Consider the following 16,992-nt stretch of genomic DNA (forward strand, 5'->3'; position numbering starts at 1 on the left):
CTTAATCACTGAATTCTCTATTAATAGACGATAGGATCGATAATATTGATCAAATAAACCACCAGCATGTGCAATGGACAGCCAACTTTATATCGTTATCAATGCGAATATCCAATTAGGACAGGCAATTAGCAAACAACTGGCGCAAAAAGGAAACACCGTCTTCTATCTTGGAAATGATGAGCAAGAAGGGTATGCCATTACTGCGGATGAACCGCGCGTCCGCTACAGATATTGCCCCACCAATGACCGCATTGCTATCGCAAACGAATTCGATTGGATAAAGCGCAATGTCGCCCCTATTGATAGTATTGTGGTTCTGGTTCCTGAGATGAGCATCCAACACGTTGAAATGCCACTGGAAGAAAGCTACTTTGCTTCTCTTTTGGACTGTAGCAACGGGCACGTTGCCGAGCTGCCCCTTACTTATTTGATTGCACCATCCGCCGCCACCGATTCAGACGAATCACTCAAAGCACTGCACCTGGCGTTGTGCCAGCTATCCCACCAGAAAAAGGACCGAATGACAGGGATGAAAGTCAACCACATTGTCATCACAAACAAACCACACCCCCGCCAAGCATGCCCAAGTATCGACAATGATGTGTCAGATCTTATTCACTACCTCTCTTCTCAACAGGCAAATGCTATCCGCCACCAGATCTTTTTTTTGCAAGTTCAATAGAATAATACACAGTAAAAAAGCAGCCTCTGGCTGCTTTAATGCAAAATTTGACGACTTGGTGACCATTTAAATCTTTAAGTAAGCAAATGTTAGCGCAATTCACCACAATATTAATTCTTGGTTAAAAGTTAATTTCTATTTGATCAGGATCAATGTTTAATATCATCTTCTGCGATAACACGCTATTAACATCATTTTCTAAAGCATAAAAATACGCCTCTTTTTCACCATCCAATGCATCAATTTTCTGGAAAGAAATCACCCTTTCCGGTTTGGAAAGCACGGAAAGCGACTGAGGTTCTCGTGCCGTTTTCACAACCAAAAATTGCAGCCCATTCTTTTGATATTCAAGTTTTATATCAACAGTATCGCCATGCACTGTAACGCTGCAACTGCCTGCCACCAGCAGGCATTCTTGCTTATTTTTTTCATCAGAATGTTCCAGTGTCCTCCAAATAAATGCCGTTATCAGTACTGTCATAACGACTAATATTTGTATTAAGCGACCCGTGGTTAATTTTTCTGCTGCCATGTGAATTTTGCTTTTCCCGTGTTACAGAGTTCAAAGTTTTAGTAGAAATGTTACCCAAGGGTAAACCGAGTGTGGATTGGACCCTGTATTTAGCTAAATAAGTGAAGTATTATCTCCGGTGAAAATGCCATTTTTACAATGAAATAGCAATGGAATGCATCAAGTGGGTATAAATCAATCACTAATCGCACTGCATTGCTTCTGGGGTGGCATTGTGACGTAACCGTCACTATGTAATACGTGAGTGTAGTAATCAAAAAGTGGAAGCATGCAATATGAGCCAAGAAAAGCAGCTTGAACTGGAATACAACTACCGCGTTGTCCGTCAATTTACCTTGGTAACCATCCTGTGGGGAATTGTGGGCATGGGTGTTGGTGTTCTCATTGCCGCTCAGTTGGTATGGCCTGCGCTTAACTTCGATATTCCTTACCTGACATACAGCCGTCTGCGTCCATTGCATACCAATGCAGTGATTTTCGCATTCGGAACCAGTGCTCTGTTTGCAACGTCTTATTATGTTGTTCAGCGCACCTGTCAGACAAGATTGTTCGGGGGTAAGCTGGCTGAATTTACCTTTTGGGGTTGGCAAGCCATCATTCTGGCTGCAGCAATTACGCTGCCGTTAGGATATACAACCAGTAAAGAATACGCAGAGCTTGAATGGCCGATCGATATCGCTATCGCGGTAGTTTGGGTCGCTTATGCCGTCGTATTTTTTGGAACCATGATTAAACGAAGAACCTCGCACATTTATGTTGCAAACTGGTTTTTCGGTGCCTTTATTATCACCGTTGCTGTCTTACATATCGTGAACAGCATGGCTGTACCAGTCTCAGCGATGAAGTCGTACTCAATTTATCCTGGTGCCATTGATGCAATGGTCCAGTGGTGGTACGGTCACAATGCCGTAGGCTTCCTTTTGACTGCAGGCTTCCTGGGAATGATGTATTACTTCGTCCCTAAACAAGCTGGTCGTCCGGTTTACTCCTATCGCCTTTCCATTGTTCACTTCTGGGCGCTGATTTCTCTTTATATCTGGGCAGGTCCTCATCACCTTCACTACACAGCCCTACCCGATTGGACTCAATCTTTGGGTATGGTGATGTCAGTCATCTTGTTTGCACCATCCTGGGGTGGCATGATCAACGGAATCATGACCTTGTCTGGCGCATGGCATAAACTGCGCTACGACCCGATTCTCCGGTTCCTGATTGTTTCTCTGTCCTTCTACGGTATGTCAACCTTCGAAGGCCCGATGATGGCTATTAAGACGGTTAACGCACTCTCTCACTATACTGACTGGACAATCGGTCACGTGCACTCCGGTGCGTTGGGCTGGGTTGCAATGGTTTCAATCGGTGCAGTGTACCATCTGGTACCTAAGCTGTTTGGCCAAGAGCGTATGTACTCTATCAGCCTGATCAATGTTCACTTCTGGCTCGCTACCGTTGGTACCGTTTTGTATATCGTTGCAATGTGGATTTCCGGTGTTATGCAAGGCCTGATGTGGCGCGCAGTAAACACAGACGGTACGCTGACCTACAGCTTTGTAGAGTCTCTTGAAGCGTCTTATCCGTTTTACTTCGTTCGTTTCGTTGGTGGTGCTATCTATCTGTCAGGCATGATCTTGATGGCGTACAACGCATACAAGACAATCACTGCGCCTAAAGCCAGCCTGAAAGCCATCGAGCAACCCGCATAAGGAGACCAACGAATGAGTTCTAGCCGTCACGAAATTGTTGAAAAGAACGTTGGTCTTTTCGCTATCCTCACGGTCATTGCGATTAGCTTCGGTGCGCTTGTAGAAATCACACCGCTGCTGTTCCAAAAGCAAACGACCGAGCCTGTTGATAACTTGCGCCCTTATACCGCGCTGGAAATGGAAGGCCGCGACATTTACATTCGCGAAGGATGTAGCGTTTGTCACAGCCAAATGATCCGCCCATTCCGTGCAGAAACCGAGCGTTACGGTCACTACTCTGTGGCTGGTGAAAGTGTTTGGGAGCATCCTTTCCTTTGGGGTTCCAAGCGTACAGGACCAGATTTGGCACGCGTTGGTGGCCGTTACTCTGACGAGTGGCACCGCGTTCACCTTGTCGATCCCCGTGCGGTTGTGCCTGAGTCAAACATGCCAGGTTTCCCTTGGTTGGAAAAGAATGTTCTGACGGGCGACAAAACAGCTGACAAACTGACTGTTTTCCGCGATATGTTCGGTGTGCCATATACCGATGAACAGATTGCAAACGCGAAAGCAGACGTTGAAGGTAAGACCGAGATGGAAGCCATCATTGCTTACCTACAGTCACTCGGCCACGCGATGAAGTAAGGAGTACTTATGGCATCTTTTCATGCCTTATGGACGCTAATGATTTTCATCTGCTTCATCGTGATTGTGCTTTGGGCCTATAGCAGTCGCCGTAAAAAGGAATTCGACGAAGCTGCTAACCTCGTCTTTGCTGACGAGGAGAAAGGCGATAAAAAGACAGGAGAAGATAACAAATGACTACGTTTTGGAGTCTATTTATCACTGTCATTACCATTGGTACGCTAATCGGCTGTGCTGCACTGATTATTTGGTGTAGCAAAGACCTGAAAGGCGTTGCTGATGGTGAAGATATGGGTCACGAATACGATGGTATCCGTGAACTGAATAACCCATTGCCTAAGTGGTGGTCGTACATGTTCTGGGCGACCATTGTCTTCGGTGTCGTATACTTCGTGTTGTATCCAGGCTTAGGAAACTGGCAAGGCATCTTCAACTGGCAGAGCTCTGCTCAGGCAATTAAAAACCTTGATGAATCCCGTCAGGAGCTGGCAAGTCGTGACGGTATTGACCAATACGCACGTGAATTGACCGCGGCAAATGCTGTTTTTGGCGAAACTTACCGTAAGCTTGCGTATCACCCCGGCTCAGATGAATTGTTGGAAATCACTGACATTGCCAAGAATCCTGAGGCAGTTAAAGTGGGTCAACGCCTGTTCATCCAAAATTGTGCCCAGTGCCATGGCTCTGATGCGCGAGGTCAATCAGGTTTTCCTAACCTGACTGATAAAGCGTGGTTGTATGGTGGTGAACCGGAAACCATTAAAGCGACGATCCTTCAGGGACGTGTCGGTAACATGCCAGCATGGATTGATTCGCTGGGTGAAGATGGTGTGAAAGAAGTTGCGGCTTATGCATTGAGTCTGTCTGGACGTAAAGTGAACGCTGAAGAGGCCGCGAAAGGGAAAAACCGCTTCGTTGTTTGCGCCGCGTGTCACGGTACTGACGGTAAAGGTAACCCAGCATTTGGTGCACCGGATTTGACTGACAATGTATGGCTGTTTGGCGGTTCACGTAAAGCCGTTGAAGACACCATCCGTTACGGTCGACAAGGCGTCATGCCAGCTTGGAAAGACATTTTGGACGAAGATAAAATCCAGCTTCTCTCTGCATATGTCTGGCAACTGAGTAATACACAAAATTAATAAGTAAAAATAGCGTTTGTTAAGCCCCTGTTTTTAGGGGCTTTTTCCCAAGAAATAAGTACTTACAGGAAAGCAATATGAATAAGCCATGGTATAAGCAGTTTTGGCCTTGGTTCCTGATTGCCCTTCCAGGCAGTGTCGTCGTTGCCAGTCTTTTCACCGTGACTCTCTTTAGTAAAAATCAGGTATCACTCGTTGCGGAAGACTATTACAAAGCAGGCAAGGGAATAAACATTGATATTTCTCGTTTAAAGAAAGCCGATGAGCTTTCCATCTCCGCTTTCCTGTCAGCACAAAATGACACCGCAATCTTTACGCTGGATAAAGGCGATCTTGATACCTTTCCGACCCTTAAAGTCACTTTCCAGCATCGCACACTGGCAGATAAAGACATTGAAACGATGCTCAATGCCGACGCTTCAGGCCGCTACCGTTTAACACTCGCTGAGCCATTAACTGGCCCTTGGTATGTTGAATTGAATGCATTTGATGGAACCTGGGCCTTAAATGGCCGTGCAAATTTCCCATCAGAAGCCCCCATTAAGCTTTATGGCCAGAGCAAGGAATGACCAAAGATTGTTACCATTGTGGAGAACCGGTCTTAACTGGTGACTCTTATAAAGTCGATATTCAGGGCATCACCCGTATTATGTGTTGCCCTGGTTGTGAAGCGGTCGCAACCACTATCGTAGCCAATGGACTCTCCTCTTACTACGAATACCGCACTGCCCCAGCAGAGAAAGCCAATCTTGTACCCGAAGAGCTACAGTCACTTTCCCTTTATGACAATGAAGACGTTCAACAGGAATTTGTTCGTCATGAGGATGGCATTGACGAAGTCGTACTCTCTGTCGATGGTGTTTCCTGTGCAGCTTGTGCCTGGCTTATCGAGAAGCAGCTAAGTGCCCAACATGGAGTCTCCCGTATTCGCGTTAACACAACGACTAACCGTGCTACGTTGCGCTGGGATCCTTCCGTCACCAAGCTCAGCACCCTGTTAAATAAAATCCATGCCCTTGGCTACAAGGCAGCGCCTTTCGAGGCGGATAATCAGGAAGCGCAATATCACCATACGATGAAACAATACCTCTATAAATTAGGGATTGCGGGTCTGGCAACCATGCAGGTGATGATGCTGGCGGTTGCCATGTATTTTGAAGTATTTGGAGACATGGATGAATCTTTCCGTAATTACTTTCGTTGGGTCAGCCTGATATTCGCCACCCCGGTTCTGCTTTATTCGGCGATGCCTTTTTACATCAATGCATGGCGAAACCTGAAAGCCAGGACTCTGGGCATGGATGTCCCTGTTTCTATTGCGTTGTTGTTTGCATATTTCGCCAGCTTGTATGCGACAGTAACCGGTGAGGGAGAAGTGTTCTTTGAATCCATTGCTATGTTTACCTTCTTCCTGTTGGTCGGGCGCTTCCTTGAAATGCGGGCACGGAGAACCGCAGCCGCTGCAAGTGCAAACCTGCTTAAACTGATCCCAAGGCTGGCTACGCTTGCTTCGGGCGAACAAATCCCGGCAAAATCGCTGACCACAGGTCATCAGGTTCGTGTATTACCGGGTGAGCCCTTCCCTGCTGATGGTATTATTCAGGAAGGCATTACCACCGTTGATGAATCCATGTTGACCGGTGAATCAATGCCCGAGTCCCGCCAGACCGGCGATACAGTGTACGCAGGTACCATGAATATTGATGGCAACGTCAATGTAAAAGTGACTGCAGAGAAAAAAGATTCCCTCATCGCCCACATTGTTCAACTTCAGGATGCCGCCCAACTTGCCAAACCCCGGGTGGCCGAAATCGCTGACATTGTCGCGCGTTACTTCGTCGCTGTGATTCTGGCTATTTCTGCCTGTACCTGGTTGTATTGGCAAACAGAACGTCCAGGCGACGCATTCTGGATCATGTTGTCCGTTTTGGTGGCAACCTGTCCGTGTGCCCTTTCTTTGGCAACCCCAACGGCACTGACCTGCTCAACATCCACATTCGGAAAGTTAGGAATTCTGCTTCGCCGTGGTCATGTGTTTGAAACGCTGACCAAAATCAATCGGGTTATTATCGATAAGACGGGTACCCTGACAGAAGGGAATATCTCTATTGCTGAAACCCGCTTGTATTCTGATGTTGATGAGATAAATGCAAAAGGCATTGCATCAGCGCTTGAATCGTACGCCAACCACCCCATTGCTGAAGCCTTCAAAGCATACAGTGCGATAGAAGGTGTCGAAGCCGTGGAAAATGTCATCGGTGAAGGTCTAAAGGGGCATTTTAATGGCAGTGACTGGCGCATTGGTAAACCTGATTTTGCATTAGCCAACCCCTGCGATACTGGAGACAGCCTGCACCAAGTTTGGTTGTCACGTGATGGTAAACCTGTCGCATCGTTTCAATTGGTCGATCCGATTCGGGCCTCAAGCCAGACATTGATTGATAAATTCCACGAGGCAGGCATTCATGTCACGATGCTCACTGGCGACAATTCAACAACGGCCAAGATGGTTGCAGACAAATTAGGTATTGATGAACTTGTGGCAGGTATCTCCCCGCAAGGCAAACTTGAATACCTGAATACGCTGCCGGATGACCAAATCACTATGATGATTGGCGATGGCATCAATGATGCGCCTGTTCTGGCCGGTGCGCATCTTTCCGTAGCAATGGGTAGCGGCACCGATGTGGCAAAAGCATCTGCTGATATGGTGTTATTAGGTGATGATTTGGCAAAGCTCCTAGATGCACGAAAACTTGCATCGTTTACGCAAAAAATCATCCGCCAGAACCTTGCGTGGGCATTAGGTTACAACCTCATCATATTGCCATTAGCCGTTATGGGCTTTGTTGCCCCTTATGTCGCCGTCGCTGGAATGTCAGGAAGCTCTGTGATTGTAGTGACAAATTCACTTCGCTTATTTAACAATGACCTTATCGCGAAACTGAAGAGCGAATAACACGATGGAAAGTCTCTACATTCTCATCCCTATTGCCATTGTATTGGTCTGCGTAGCGGTTGGGGCTTTTATTTGGGCCGTGAAGTCTGAACAATTTGAAGACCTTGAAAGACAAGGCATGAATATCCTACTCGATGATGACGAGCCTTCAGCCCAACACCATAAAGGCGACAAGGACAATAACGACAATCCGGATAATACATAATGCCAGTAACAGATTTACTCGCTGCCTTTACTGTTGGCCTTCTGGGTGCAGGCCACTGTCTGGGAATGTGTGGTGGCGTTGCAGCGGCAGTTTCGATAGGGACGCCACACGCACAAAGTAAGCTCCCTTTTCTTCTCTTTTATAATGGTGGCCGCCTGTTTTCTTATGGCTTAATTGGCAGTATTGCAGGTGGTTTGGTTTCAGGCATTGTGAGTGTTACTGAAATCACCCAACACTTGCTGTGGCTACGGCTTGCTGCCGCCATCATGATGATATTGCTGGCACTTTATATCGCAAGGATCTGGAATGGCTTAGCTTATGTTGAGCGCGTTGGTCAGGTGTTATGGCGGAAATTATCCCCCCTTTCGTCAAAGTTACTTCCCTTGAAATCTCCGATCGCAGCATTGCCATTCGGTATGCTTTGGGGATGGCTACCTTGCGGTTTGGTCTATTCTGCGTTGAGCTGGGCAGCTGTGGCAGGTAATGCCGTTCATGGTTTATTGATCATGATCGCATTTGGCTTAGGCACCCTGCCCGCCATGCTTTTGGTGGGCTCCGCCGCTGAAGCGATGAAAGCGCTTCTTAACAACATGGCTATCAGAAGAGTCTCATCAATAATGCTTCTGGTGTATGGCATTTTTACCGTTCACTCTGTATACAATCAGTTGTAGTAAGTCTCGCTTTCTCTTGCGAAAATGGTAAAATATTGACTCAAATCAATTTGGCTAAGCAGGCTCATGATTCAAGACAAAATTCCTACTAAACGTGTTCAATCTGGCGGTTGCGCAATCCATTGTCAAGATTGTAGCATCAGTCAGCTTTGTATTCCTTTTACGTTAAGCGAGAGTGAGCTGAATCAGCTTGACCAAATTATTGAGCGTAAAAAACCCATCCAAAAAGGTCAGCCTTTGTTTCAAGCTGGCGACCAACTCCGTTCACTGTATGCCATTCGCTCAGGCACAATAAAAAGCTACACCATCACCGAGCAAGGCGATGAACAAATCACAGCCTTCCACCTGGCGGGGGATTTAGTTGGTTTTGATGCTATCAACCATATGTCCCATCCAAGCTTTGCCCAAGCACTTGAAACTTCAATGGTTTGCGAGATCCCATTCGAAATTCTCGACGACCTTTCTGGCAAAATGCCGAAGTTACGCCAGCAAATCATGCGCTTGATGAGCAATGAGATAAAAGGCGATCAGGAAATGATCCTGTTGCTGTCGAAAAAGAATGCCGAAGAACGTTTAGCGGCTTTCCTGCATAGTCTCTCCACCCGTTTTTCTGCGCGTGGCTTTTCACCCAAAGAGTTTCGCCTAACCATGACCCGTGGCGATATTGGCAACTACCTAGGCTTGACAGTTGAAACGATAAGCCGTTTGCTCGGTCGCTTCCAAAAGAGCGGGATGCTCAGCGTGAAAGGAAAATACATCACTATCCTTGATCATGACGAACTGAGCAGGCTGGCAGGTGTCTCTAAATAAAGCATTTCATTCAAACGCAGATAAGATAAACAGATGGCGCTTTACGCGCCATTTCTCTTTTTTGGACATTATCTATCTACATTTATCGCAATATTCGGTCACAATGAGTTAAGTTTAAGTATCGGCATCCCCAAGCTGGAGGTTGTTATGAGTAGATATACTAACTTACTTGTCGCCATCGATCCCGAGCATGAAGAACAGCCAGCCCTATCCCGTGCGGTGGATATCGCCCGGAAATCTTCTGTACCGGTGAAGATCACACTTTTCCTCGCCATCTATGACTTTTCTTATGAAATGACCTCAATGCTCTCTCCTGATGAGCGACAGGCAATGCGTAGCGGTGTACTCAAACAACGCGAAGAATGGCTTGATTCCATCCTTTTGCAACACACACACGAGAACCTGGATGCAGTAAAACACTTGGTTTGGCATAACCGCCCTTATGAAAGCATGATTGCCAAAGTGTTTGATGGTAAGCATGACCTGCTGATAAAAGCGACCCATCAACACGACAAACTTGGCTCTCTGATATTCACTCCCACTGACTGGCACTTGCTACGAAAATGTCCTTGTCCCGTTTTACTGGTGAAAGAGCACAGTTGGCCTGATAACGGAAAAATTCTCACTGCAGTCAATGTGTCATCAGAGAATGAAGCACATGCTCCCCTCAATGATAAACTCATCGATGAAGCTAAAGCGATGGGCCAACTGCTGTCAGCTGAAGTGAATCTGGTTAACGCCTACCCTGCCACACCGGTCAACGTTACTATTGAGTTGCCCGAGTTTGATCCTGCCTCATACACAGATGCCGTTCGTGGTCATCACCTGCTTCAAATGAAAGCGTTAAGACAAAAACATGGTATTGATGAAGCACAAACGTTTTGTCACGAAGGATTGCCAGAAGATGTCATCCCGGCCGTTGCCAAAGCACTGGATGCCGAATTGGTGATATTGGGGACGACGGGACGTATCGGCCTATCAGCCATTTTCATTGGTAACACAGCGGAACATACCATCGATCAGCTGAACTGTGACGTATTGGCTATCAAACCTGACGGTTATGTCAGTCCATTAGCCCCCAATCTGAATGTAGACTAACCTACAGCATAGGCTCTAAAGCGCCGCCAAGGCGCTTTTTTACGCCTTAAACGGTAACACAGTAACCGCGAATTTCCCCCTGTGCTCTGGTATCCTGCCGCGAAATCCGTATCATACGCGCCTAACCTTCGCATCGAGAAGCGATGTACCAAGATACTTGTCATTGGCTGGCTTGGTTGCGTAGAGAAATTTCAGAGGTAACATGTCGAATCAAGAACTGACAAAAGCGCAAAAATACAATCTGAACAAGTTGCAAAAACGCATTCGTCGCAATGTAGGCCAAGCTATCGCAGACTTTAATATGATTGAAGATGGCGACCGCATTATGGTCTGCCTGAGCGGGGGTAAAGACAGCTATACCATGCTGGAAATCCTCCAAAGCCTGCAAAAGAGTGCGCCAATTTCTTTTGAGCTGGTTGCCGTGAACTTGGATCAGAAACAGCCGGGTTTCCCAGAACACGTACTGCCTGAGTATCTTGAAAGTCTGGGTGTTGAATACAAAATTGTTGAAGAAGACACCTACTCGATTGTTAAAGACAAGATCCCAGAAGGCAAAACCACTTGCTCCCTGTGTTCTCGTCTGCGCCGTGGTATTTTGTATCGCACGGCAAAAGAGCTGGGGGCAACCAAGATTGCGCTGGGCCACCACCGTGATGACATGTTGGAAACCCTGTTCCTGAACATGTTCTATGGTGGCAAAATGAAAGGTATGCCACCTAAATTGGTGTCAGACAACGGTGAGCATGTTGTGATCCGTCCACTGGCATACTGCCGGGAAAAAGACATCGAGCGTTATGCAGAAGCCGCTGCATTCCCTATCATCCCTTGCAACCTGTGTGGCTCGCAACCGAACCTTCAACGACAAGTGATCAAAGAAATGTTGCGAGACTGGGATAAACGTTACCCAGGTCGTATCGAAACCATGTTCCGTGCAATGCAAAACGTAGTGCCTTCGCATCTGGCGGACTTTGAACTGTTCGACTTTAAGAGCATCAATCAGGGATCCGGTGTCATTAACGGTGGTGATACTGCCTTCGATCGGGAACAATTTACTGATACCCAGATATCAGATGACGATGTGATAGAGTTTGACCCGTCACTGAAACTAGATGTTGTTCAAGTAAACTAAGCGCCCATAGAACATGGGAAAGCCCGCTGCCACTGAGCGGGCTTTGTGTGACTTAAGGCGATCTTAACGTTATGGAATCCAAGGGGTAACTTTCAGTGGCGCCTGAGGGAAGAAAATACGTTCTCCCCCTTTTAATTCACTGGCCCGAATCACGGCAACATTACCGCCGACATCAATTATTCGCCCTTCTGACGTTTTCAGCGCTGATTGCGGTTCTCTAAAATGCACCATCACACCTTCTACCTCTGGCATAAACCAAGAAGCAAACATTCCACCAAGATCCTGCATCATGGATGTCATTTGCGGCACAAGCGTATTGACATCATCTTCTGTCATTTCTTGCGTAAAAGGCTTTTTAGCCAATACCTGAAAAGAAATATCACACGTTGTGTCCCCTTCAGTTTCAATAAACACATCAGGGTTTACCTTACGAAGGTGATTATCAATGGGCAAAGGCAGTTCTTGAGATACAGGAATATCAAATTCCTCGTAATGTTCTTCCTTGGTCATCCACGCTTTGGTGATGTTGCAGGTCTCACCATTTTGAGGTGAGACCATGAAATAACCAATCTTTACGTCTGAGTGATTTTCGCTGTAATTATGTTTAAGTTGCGAAAACAGCTTGCTATAGCTGAACTGAACCTGCGCCGCAGCGACAGGTGATGAAATTACAGTTGCCAGAACAGCAACCGTAAGTCCTTTAATCATCCTTGGCTCCAATATTTTTCGTTGTAGCGAATCATGCTCTGTACTTCATCGACATAAGCCTGACCGCGCTCAGAATAGCTTTTCAATCCGCTAGCTAATGCAACGCCGGAAATCGGTTTGCCCGCATTTCTGAGTTCAGCGCGAATGTCACGCAACTGGGCATACGCTCGATTACGGTTGACGTTAAGGAAATATGCTCGGATTGATTGATAAGTATCTTTGAACACAGCCACTTCATGGCTTTTCCCCTGCGAACGTGTGCTTGGTACTATGCCGCAACCCGGAGTGTAACACCACTGCCCAAAGTAGTTGTTTCCTTCACGGGCAAAGCGTGATGTCCCCCACCCAGATTCTTTGGCTGCCTGGGTTAACACAAGGTCCACAGGAATAATATCTACCCGCTTAAGAGCTTCTTGATACCACGCATTATCGACTCCTGTTTCAGGCAATGGCAGGTTGAAGAGCTCAGCAATCCGTAACAGGAATACCTCATCATCTTTGGTTGGTGTCTTGCCTTTTTCCAGTTCAATCAAACGGCTACGGGCACTTTCAATCAGTCCGTTAATATAGTTAATGCCAGGCTTCATAAAAGCTACGAACGCCTTCTTCTTTTCATCAACAAGCGTATAAGAACCAAAATCAGGCTTCTCAACCATAGGAGGTGGACTGTCTACAGTGATAGGCGTTTGTGGTGCATCGCTACAAGCAGAAATAAATAGAGCCGAAGCTAATACAACATAGGAAAGCTTCATTTATGCGTTAAAAACCTCTTGATTACCACCGCCGGAAGCAGAATCATCATCCCCCTCCTGCGACACGGTCACTTCAATACCAACACCGAACATTTCCCGGTAAAGCACCCCCTTCACGTTGAACATAAACGGCAATGCCCATACCAGCGCCAACCCTGCGGTTGCATACGAGAAGACAAACAAGGCAGCAATGACGATGTAAACCATTGTCAATGGTATCATTTTTTTCGTAATCGCTCTAAAAGAAACAATCATCGCCTCCACCGGACGCAGGCGTTTTTCGCAGATAAGAAGGATGGTCATCGAAAAAGTAATACCAAGAAAAACACCCAACAATGGAATCAACTGGCTGCTAAAACTTTGCAGGGCACTGATAAAACTCATCGCCAACGTCACCGCAAGTGCATAGGCAAACCCCTTGATAATGTGCCTGGGTTTGGTTCTAAATCCAATGGCGTGGCTCAACCCCATCAGGCTTGCGCCAGCGTAAAGTGGCGCCGTTAACACCGTTGCAGCAAACACCGCGATACGACCCGAGGCCATAAGTTCCTCAGTCATTGGGCGCTGTCCGATAAATGCCTGGATCACCTCGTCGTGTGTGCCTTGCATAATGATCAATGTCAGCAGGAATATCACAATATGTGCGGCAGTCAGTACAAGGGTTGCTGGCAAAAACTGCCAAAAGTGTTTCTGTGTTAATTTGGCGGCTTCCTGTACCACTCTGGAAACATTGAGGGTGTAATTACCGGTAAGTGCATTCTCCAGTGTTCCACCCACATGCAATGCATTGTTCAACTGTTGTTTATTCATAGCAAAGCAACTTATGTCTTTAGCCTAAGAAATCTCCTTACTCTTAAAGTTATAGGTGATATTTTTTGAGTGCGTCTCATGGTGGTGCATTTTTAGGCATCTCATTTAGGGGCTATACTACCGAACGCCCGTGCATCGTATTCTTCGACTAAACTGCCCGTCGAATTTAATGACGCACTTCACATTAATCTGATCTCGGCGCGGTTTCTCCATTTTCCTGTTCCGTGTCAATTTCAGGGCGGTTTTTTACCAATAAAACATAAAAAAACGCTTTAACTTCATGATTCGCAGATCTATCATGCGCGGTCTACTTTTTAGGGGAAGTTTTACTTAGCTAATCGCCCGTGGTGTAAGGAGTGAGAGTAGAATTGAACGCAACACAACCAATTAAAAAACCCGTTGTCCAGCTGAAAGGACTTTGTAAGAGTTTTGACGGCAAGCAGATCATCTCAAACTTTGATCTTGAAATTAACAACGGCGAGTTTTTAACAATCCTCGGTCCGTCAGGTTGTGGCAAGACCACAGTACTTCGCTTGATAGCTGGTCTTGAAGATGCAGACGATGGCCAAATTATCATCGATGGACAAGACGTGACTGCTATCCCCGCAGAACATCGTCACGTTAATACCGTATTCCAGAGTTATGCTCTGTTTCCACACATGACGGTGTTCGATAACGTTGCTTTCGGCTTACGCATGCAGAAAGTCGCTGAAAGCGAGATCGAACCGCGTGTCATGGAAGCTCTTCGTATGGTTCAACTGGAGAAGTTCGCGCCTCGCAAACCTCACCAATTGTCCGGCGGACAGCAGCAACGTGTTGCCATTGCGCGTGCCGTTGTGAACAAGCCCAAAGTGCTGCTGCTTGATGAATCTCTCTCCGCGCTGGATTACAAACTGCGTAAACAAATGCAGATCGAGCTGAAACAACTCCAGCGTAAACTCGGTATCACTTTTATCTTCGTCACCCACGATCAGGAAGAAGCCTTGTCGATGTCTGACCGCATCATCGTGATGAAATCAGGCAATGTGGTTCAAGATGGTACCCCACGCGAAATTTATGAAGAACCGGCTAACCTATTCGTTGCGCGTTTCATTGGTGAAATCAACGTGTTTGATGCCCATGTTATTGCACGCATCGATGAGCAACGAATTACAGCCAAAATTGAAGGCCGCGAGTGTCTGGTTTACTGCAAACTGGACATTAAGCCGGGCGACCGCGTAAAAGTACTGCTGCGCCCAGAAGATCTGCGTATCGAAGAAATCGAAGCGGCAGATACAGGTAACGGTATCATTGGCTACGTTCGCGAACGCAACTACAAAGGGATGACCTTAGACTCAGTGCTTGAGCTTGAATCAGGCATGTCAGTCATGGTCAGCGAGTTCTTCAATGAAGACGATCCAGATGTAGACCACTCACTGGATCAGAAAGTTGCGATTACCTGGGTTGAAAGCTGGGAAGTGGTACTGCCTGATGAAGAAGATTAATCTCCAAAAAGCCATTATTGGCGTGATTGTAGGTTGGTTGCTGCTGTTCGTATTCATCCCTAACCTGATGATCATCGTGACCAGTTTCCTCACCCGCGATGATGCTAACCTCATTGAGATGACCTTCACCTTGAGCAATTACGCCAAGTTGATGGATCCCCTCTATGCCAAAGTGGTTTGGCATTCTTTCTACATGGCAGCCATTGCGACTCTGCTTTGTTTGCTGATTGGCTACCCATTCGCTTACGTCATTGCTCATATGCCGGTAAAATGGCGCCCGGTGATGCTGTTTATGGTGATTGTTCCTTTTTGGACCAACTCCCTGATCCGCACCTATGGATTGAAAATTTTTCTCGGTACCCGAGGTTTGCTCAATGAAGGTTTGCTGACCCTTGGGCTGATTGATAAGCCCCTGCGTATCATGTACACCGAGTATGCGGTGATGGTTGGTCTGGTTTACATTCTGCTGCCATTTATGATTCTTCCGCTCTACTCAAGCATTGAGAAACTGGATAACAGTTACCTTGAAGCCGCGAAAGATTTGGGTGCCAGCAAGCTCCAGGCATTCATTAAAGTGATTCTCCCGTTGACGATGCCAGGCATTATTGCTGGCTGCCTTCTGGTTCTGCTACCAGCACTTGGCATGTTCTATGTGTCCGATCTGCTGGGCGGCGCGAAAAACCTGTTGATTGGTAACGTCATCAAAAGTCAGATCCTCAATGTTCGTGACTGGCCGTTTGGCTCAGCAGCGAGTATTTCCCTGACACTATTGATGGGTCTCATGTTGTTCGCCTACTGGCGAGTCGGCAAACTGATGAACAAGAAGGTAGAGCTGGAATGAACAAGTTATTCAGAACCAGCTTTATGTCGCTGGTCTATGCGTTTTTGTACATCCCTATCATCATTCTTATCGTTAACTCTTTTAACGAAAGTAAATTCGGTATGGGGTGGAAAGGGTTTACTACTAAATGGTACAGCTTGCTGTTTAACAATGACAGTTTGGTGCAGGCGGCCTGGAATTCGTTAACTATTGCTGTTGTTTCTGCTACTGCGGCAGCATTTATCGGCAGTTTGACGGCTGTTGCCCTGTATCGCTATCGCTTCCGGGGCAAGGCATTCGTTAACGGAATGCTGTTTGTTGTCATGATGTCACCCGATATCGTGATGGCAATCTCGCTGCTGGCGCTGTTCGTCTTGTTGGGTGCACAGCTGGGTTTTCTGACCCTTTTGCTCTCCCATATTACGTTTTGTCTGCCTTTTGTGGTGGTCACCGTATACAGCCGGCTGAATGGTTTTGATTCCCGCATGCTGGAAGCTGCCAAAGACCTGGCTGCCAGCGAGTGGACAATCCTGACCAAAATCATCCTGCCGCTCGCCGCACCGGCGGTTGCTGCAGGCTGGCTGTTAAGCTTTACTCTGTCGCTGGATGACGTTATCGTCAGTTCCTTTGTAACAGGGCCAAGCTACGAAATTCTGCCACTGAAAATCTATTCAATGGTCAAGGTTGGTGTTTCTCCGGAAGTAAATGCCTTGGCGACGTTGATGCTGATTGTCTCTCTCGTGATGGTAATTTGCTCTCAATTGCTGGCCCGCGATAAAGTACGATAATCAAAGGGGGAAGCGGTTTGCACCGCTCCCCTTTACTTGTTTTCGCCTATTTCAATCACGGATGGACTCATC

General features: G+C 46.8%; 19 protein-coding genes. 15 read left to right on the forward strand and 4 right to left on the reverse strand.

Annotated features, from left to right (window positions below; genetic code table 11):
* Window positions 1–73 precede the first annotated feature (73 nt).
* Entirely contained in the window at window positions 74–685 is a 612-nt protein-coding gene (locus AC6IB1_RS09640; RefSeq protein ID WP_497568844.1) for a Rossmann-fold NAD(P)-binding domain-containing protein, read from the forward strand.
* Window positions 686–806: 121 nt separating this feature from the next.
* On the opposite strand, the gene AC6IB1_RS09645 is transcribed toward AC6IB1_RS09640, so the two are convergent.
* Window positions 807–1,217, reverse strand: coding sequence for a hypothetical protein (locus AC6IB1_RS09645; RefSeq protein ID WP_497568845.1), 411 nt, complete (start codon window positions 1,215–1,217; stop codon window positions 807–809).
* Between the two features lie 275 nt (window positions 1,218–1,492).
* Here AC6IB1_RS09645 and ccoN point away from each other — a divergent pair, with 275 nt between their 5' ends.
* The 11 genes from ccoN (at window position 1,493) to ttcA (ending at window position 11,558) form a co-directional block, all read left to right on the forward strand.
* Window positions 1,493–2,920 carry a cytochrome-c oxidase, cbb3-type subunit I gene (gene ccoN / locus AC6IB1_RS09650; protein ID WP_005505355.1) on the forward strand — a complete coding sequence of 476 codons (1,428 nt, stop codon included), beginning with the start codon at window positions 1,493–1,495 and terminating at the stop codon, window positions 2,918–2,920.
* A gap of 12 nt (window positions 2,921–2,932) precedes the next feature.
* Complete coding sequence (gene ccoO, locus AC6IB1_RS09655; protein WP_005505353.1) at window positions 2,933–3,544, forward strand: cytochrome-c oxidase, cbb3-type subunit II; 612 nt, start codon at window positions 2,933–2,935, stop codon at window positions 3,542–3,544.
* Window positions 3,545–3,553: 9 nt separating this feature from the next.
* On the forward strand, window positions 3,554–3,721 hold the full coding sequence (locus tag AC6IB1_RS09660; RefSeq protein WP_005505351.1) for a CcoQ/FixQ family Cbb3-type cytochrome c oxidase assembly chaperone: 168 nt from the start codon (window positions 3,554–3,556) through the stop codon (window positions 3,719–3,721).
* Window positions 3,718–4,686 (forward strand): cytochrome-c oxidase, cbb3-type subunit III, encoded by a 969-nt coding sequence (gene ccoP / locus AC6IB1_RS09665; protein WP_497568846.1) that lies wholly within the window; start codon window positions 3,718–3,720, stop codon window positions 4,684–4,686. Before AC6IB1_RS09660 ends, ccoP begins: the two co-directional genes overlap by 4 nt.
* A gap of 77 nt (window positions 4,687–4,763) precedes the next feature.
* Window positions 4,764–5,255 carry a FixH family protein gene (locus tag AC6IB1_RS09670; RefSeq protein WP_005505347.1) on the forward strand — a complete coding sequence of 164 codons (492 nt, stop codon included), beginning with the start codon at window positions 4,764–4,766 and terminating at the stop codon, window positions 5,253–5,255.
* Window positions 5,252–7,645 (forward strand): heavy metal translocating P-type ATPase, encoded by a 2,394-nt coding sequence (locus AC6IB1_RS09675; RefSeq protein WP_497568847.1) that lies wholly within the window; start codon window positions 5,252–5,254, stop codon window positions 7,643–7,645. Before AC6IB1_RS09670 ends, AC6IB1_RS09675 begins: the two co-directional genes overlap by 4 nt.
* A gap of 4 nt (window positions 7,646–7,649) precedes the next feature.
* A complete protein-coding gene (gene ccoS / locus AC6IB1_RS09680) occupies window positions 7,650–7,850 on the forward strand; it encodes a cbb3-type cytochrome oxidase assembly protein CcoS (RefSeq protein ID WP_005505343.1) in 201 nt (66 codons plus the stop codon).
* On the forward strand, window positions 7,850–8,521 hold the full coding sequence (locus AC6IB1_RS09685) for a sulfite exporter TauE/SafE family protein (RefSeq protein WP_497568848.1): 672 nt from the start codon (window positions 7,850–7,852) through the stop codon (window positions 8,519–8,521). The genes ccoS and AC6IB1_RS09685 overlap by 1 nt, the downstream gene beginning before the upstream one ends.
* Window positions 8,522–8,587: 66 nt before the next feature.
* Window positions 8,588–9,331: a fumarate/nitrate reduction transcriptional regulator Fnr gene (gene fnr, locus AC6IB1_RS09690; protein WP_005505339.1), complete on the forward strand. Its 744-nt coding sequence runs from the start codon at window positions 8,588–8,590 to the stop codon at window positions 9,329–9,331.
* A 147-nt stretch (window positions 9,332–9,478) separates the two neighbouring features.
* Window positions 9,479–10,429 (forward strand): universal stress protein UspE, encoded by a 951-nt coding sequence (gene uspE, locus AC6IB1_RS09695; protein ID WP_497568849.1) that lies wholly within the window; start codon window positions 9,479–9,481, stop codon window positions 10,427–10,429.
* A 202-nt stretch (window positions 10,430–10,631) separates the two neighbouring features.
* Window positions 10,632–11,558: a tRNA 2-thiocytidine(32) synthetase TtcA gene (gene ttcA / locus AC6IB1_RS09700; protein ID WP_497568850.1), complete on the forward strand. Its 927-nt coding sequence runs from the start codon at window positions 10,632–10,634 to the stop codon at window positions 11,556–11,558.
* 69 nt (window positions 11,559–11,627) lie between these two features.
* Here the strand turns inward: ttcA and AC6IB1_RS09705 are convergent, their stop codons facing one another.
* Genes AC6IB1_RS09705 through AC6IB1_RS09715 form a run of 3 tightly spaced genes read right to left on the reverse strand, consistent with a single transcriptional unit; the run spans window position 11,628 to window position 13,828 of the window.
* On the reverse strand, window positions 11,628–12,266 hold the full coding sequence (locus AC6IB1_RS09705) for a DUF2987 domain-containing protein (protein ID WP_497568851.1): 639 nt from the start codon (window positions 12,264–12,266) through the stop codon (window positions 11,628–11,630).
* Window positions 12,263–13,018 (reverse strand): glucosaminidase domain-containing protein, encoded by a 756-nt coding sequence (locus AC6IB1_RS09710; RefSeq protein WP_497568852.1) that lies wholly within the window; start codon window positions 13,016–13,018, stop codon window positions 12,263–12,265. Before AC6IB1_RS09710 ends, AC6IB1_RS09705 begins: the two co-directional genes overlap by 4 nt.
* Window positions 13,019–13,828, reverse strand: coding sequence for a DUF2189 domain-containing protein (locus AC6IB1_RS09715; protein ID WP_497568853.1), 810 nt, complete (start codon window positions 13,826–13,828; stop codon window positions 13,019–13,021).
* A gap of 368 nt (window positions 13,829–14,196) precedes the next feature.
* Here AC6IB1_RS09715 and potA point away from each other — a divergent pair, with 368 nt between their 5' ends.
* The 3 genes from potA to potC are packed head-to-tail and all read left to right on the forward strand — an operon-like array spanning window position 14,197 to window position 16,920.
* Window positions 14,197–15,312 (forward strand): spermidine/putrescine ABC transporter ATP-binding protein PotA, encoded by a 1,116-nt coding sequence (gene potA / locus AC6IB1_RS09720; RefSeq protein WP_497568854.1) that lies wholly within the window; start codon window positions 14,197–14,199, stop codon window positions 15,310–15,312.
* The gene (gene potB / locus AC6IB1_RS09725; protein ID WP_497569124.1) at window positions 15,296–16,153 is read left to right on the forward strand and encodes a spermidine/putrescine ABC transporter permease PotB; all 858 of its coding nucleotides are present in this window, start codon (window positions 15,296–15,298) and stop codon (window positions 16,151–16,153) included. Before potA ends, potB begins: the two co-directional genes overlap by 17 nt.
* Complete coding sequence (potC, locus tag AC6IB1_RS09730) at window positions 16,150–16,920, forward strand: spermidine/putrescine ABC transporter permease PotC (RefSeq protein WP_497568855.1); 771 nt, start codon at window positions 16,150–16,152, stop codon at window positions 16,918–16,920. Before potB ends, potC begins: the two co-directional genes overlap by 4 nt.
* Window positions 16,921–16,992 lie beyond the last annotated feature (72 nt).

This window comes from Grimontia sp. THUN1695 (assembly GCF_059704325.2).

Excerpts from the sequence above, each read along its gene's own strand:
- AC6IB1_RS09640 (WP_497568844.1), top strand. The coding sequence starts at position 74 with ATGGACAGCCAACTTTATATCGTTATCAATGCGAATATCCAATTAGGA.
- AC6IB1_RS09645 (WP_497568845.1), bottom strand. The coding sequence starts at position 1,217 with ATGGCAGCAGAAAAATTAACCACGGGTCGCTTAATACAAATATTAGTC.
- ccoN (WP_005505355.1), top strand. The coding sequence starts at position 1,493 with ATGAGCCAAGAAAAGCAGCTTGAACTGGAATACAACTACCGCGTTGTC.
- ccoO (WP_005505353.1), top strand. The coding sequence starts at position 2,933 with ATGAGTTCTAGCCGTCACGAAATTGTTGAAAAGAACGTTGGTCTTTTC.
- AC6IB1_RS09660 (WP_005505351.1), top strand. The coding sequence starts at position 3,554 with ATGGCATCTTTTCATGCCTTATGGACGCTAATGATTTTCATCTGCTTC.
- ccoP (WP_497568846.1), top strand. The coding sequence starts at position 3,718 with ATGACTACGTTTTGGAGTCTATTTATCACTGTCATTACCATTGGTACG.
- AC6IB1_RS09670 (WP_005505347.1), top strand. The coding sequence starts at position 4,764 with ATGAATAAGCCATGGTATAAGCAGTTTTGGCCTTGGTTCCTGATTGCC.
- AC6IB1_RS09675 (WP_497568847.1), top strand. The coding sequence starts at position 5,252 with ATGACCAAAGATTGTTACCATTGTGGAGAACCGGTCTTAACTGGTGAC.
- ccoS (WP_005505343.1), top strand. The coding sequence starts at position 7,650 with ATGGAAAGTCTCTACATTCTCATCCCTATTGCCATTGTATTGGTCTGC.
- AC6IB1_RS09685 (WP_497568848.1), top strand. The coding sequence starts at position 7,850 with ATGCCAGTAACAGATTTACTCGCTGCCTTTACTGTTGGCCTTCTGGGT.
- fnr (WP_005505339.1), top strand. The coding sequence starts at position 8,588 with ATGATTCAAGACAAAATTCCTACTAAACGTGTTCAATCTGGCGGTTGC.
- uspE (WP_497568849.1), top strand. The coding sequence starts at position 9,479 with ATGAGTAGATATACTAACTTACTTGTCGCCATCGATCCCGAGCATGAA.
- ttcA (WP_497568850.1), top strand. The coding sequence starts at position 10,632 with ATGTCGAATCAAGAACTGACAAAAGCGCAAAAATACAATCTGAACAAG.
- AC6IB1_RS09705 (WP_497568851.1), bottom strand. The coding sequence starts at position 12,266 with ATGATTAAAGGACTTACGGTTGCTGTTCTGGCAACTGTAATTTCATCA.
- AC6IB1_RS09710 (WP_497568852.1), bottom strand. The coding sequence starts at position 13,018 with ATGAAGCTTTCCTATGTTGTATTAGCTTCGGCTCTATTTATTTCTGCT.
- AC6IB1_RS09715 (WP_497568853.1), bottom strand. The coding sequence starts at position 13,828 with ATGAATAAACAACAGTTGAACAATGCATTGCATGTGGGTGGAACACTG.
- potC (WP_497568855.1), top strand. The coding sequence starts at position 16,150 with ATGAACAAGTTATTCAGAACCAGCTTTATGTCGCTGGTCTATGCGTTT.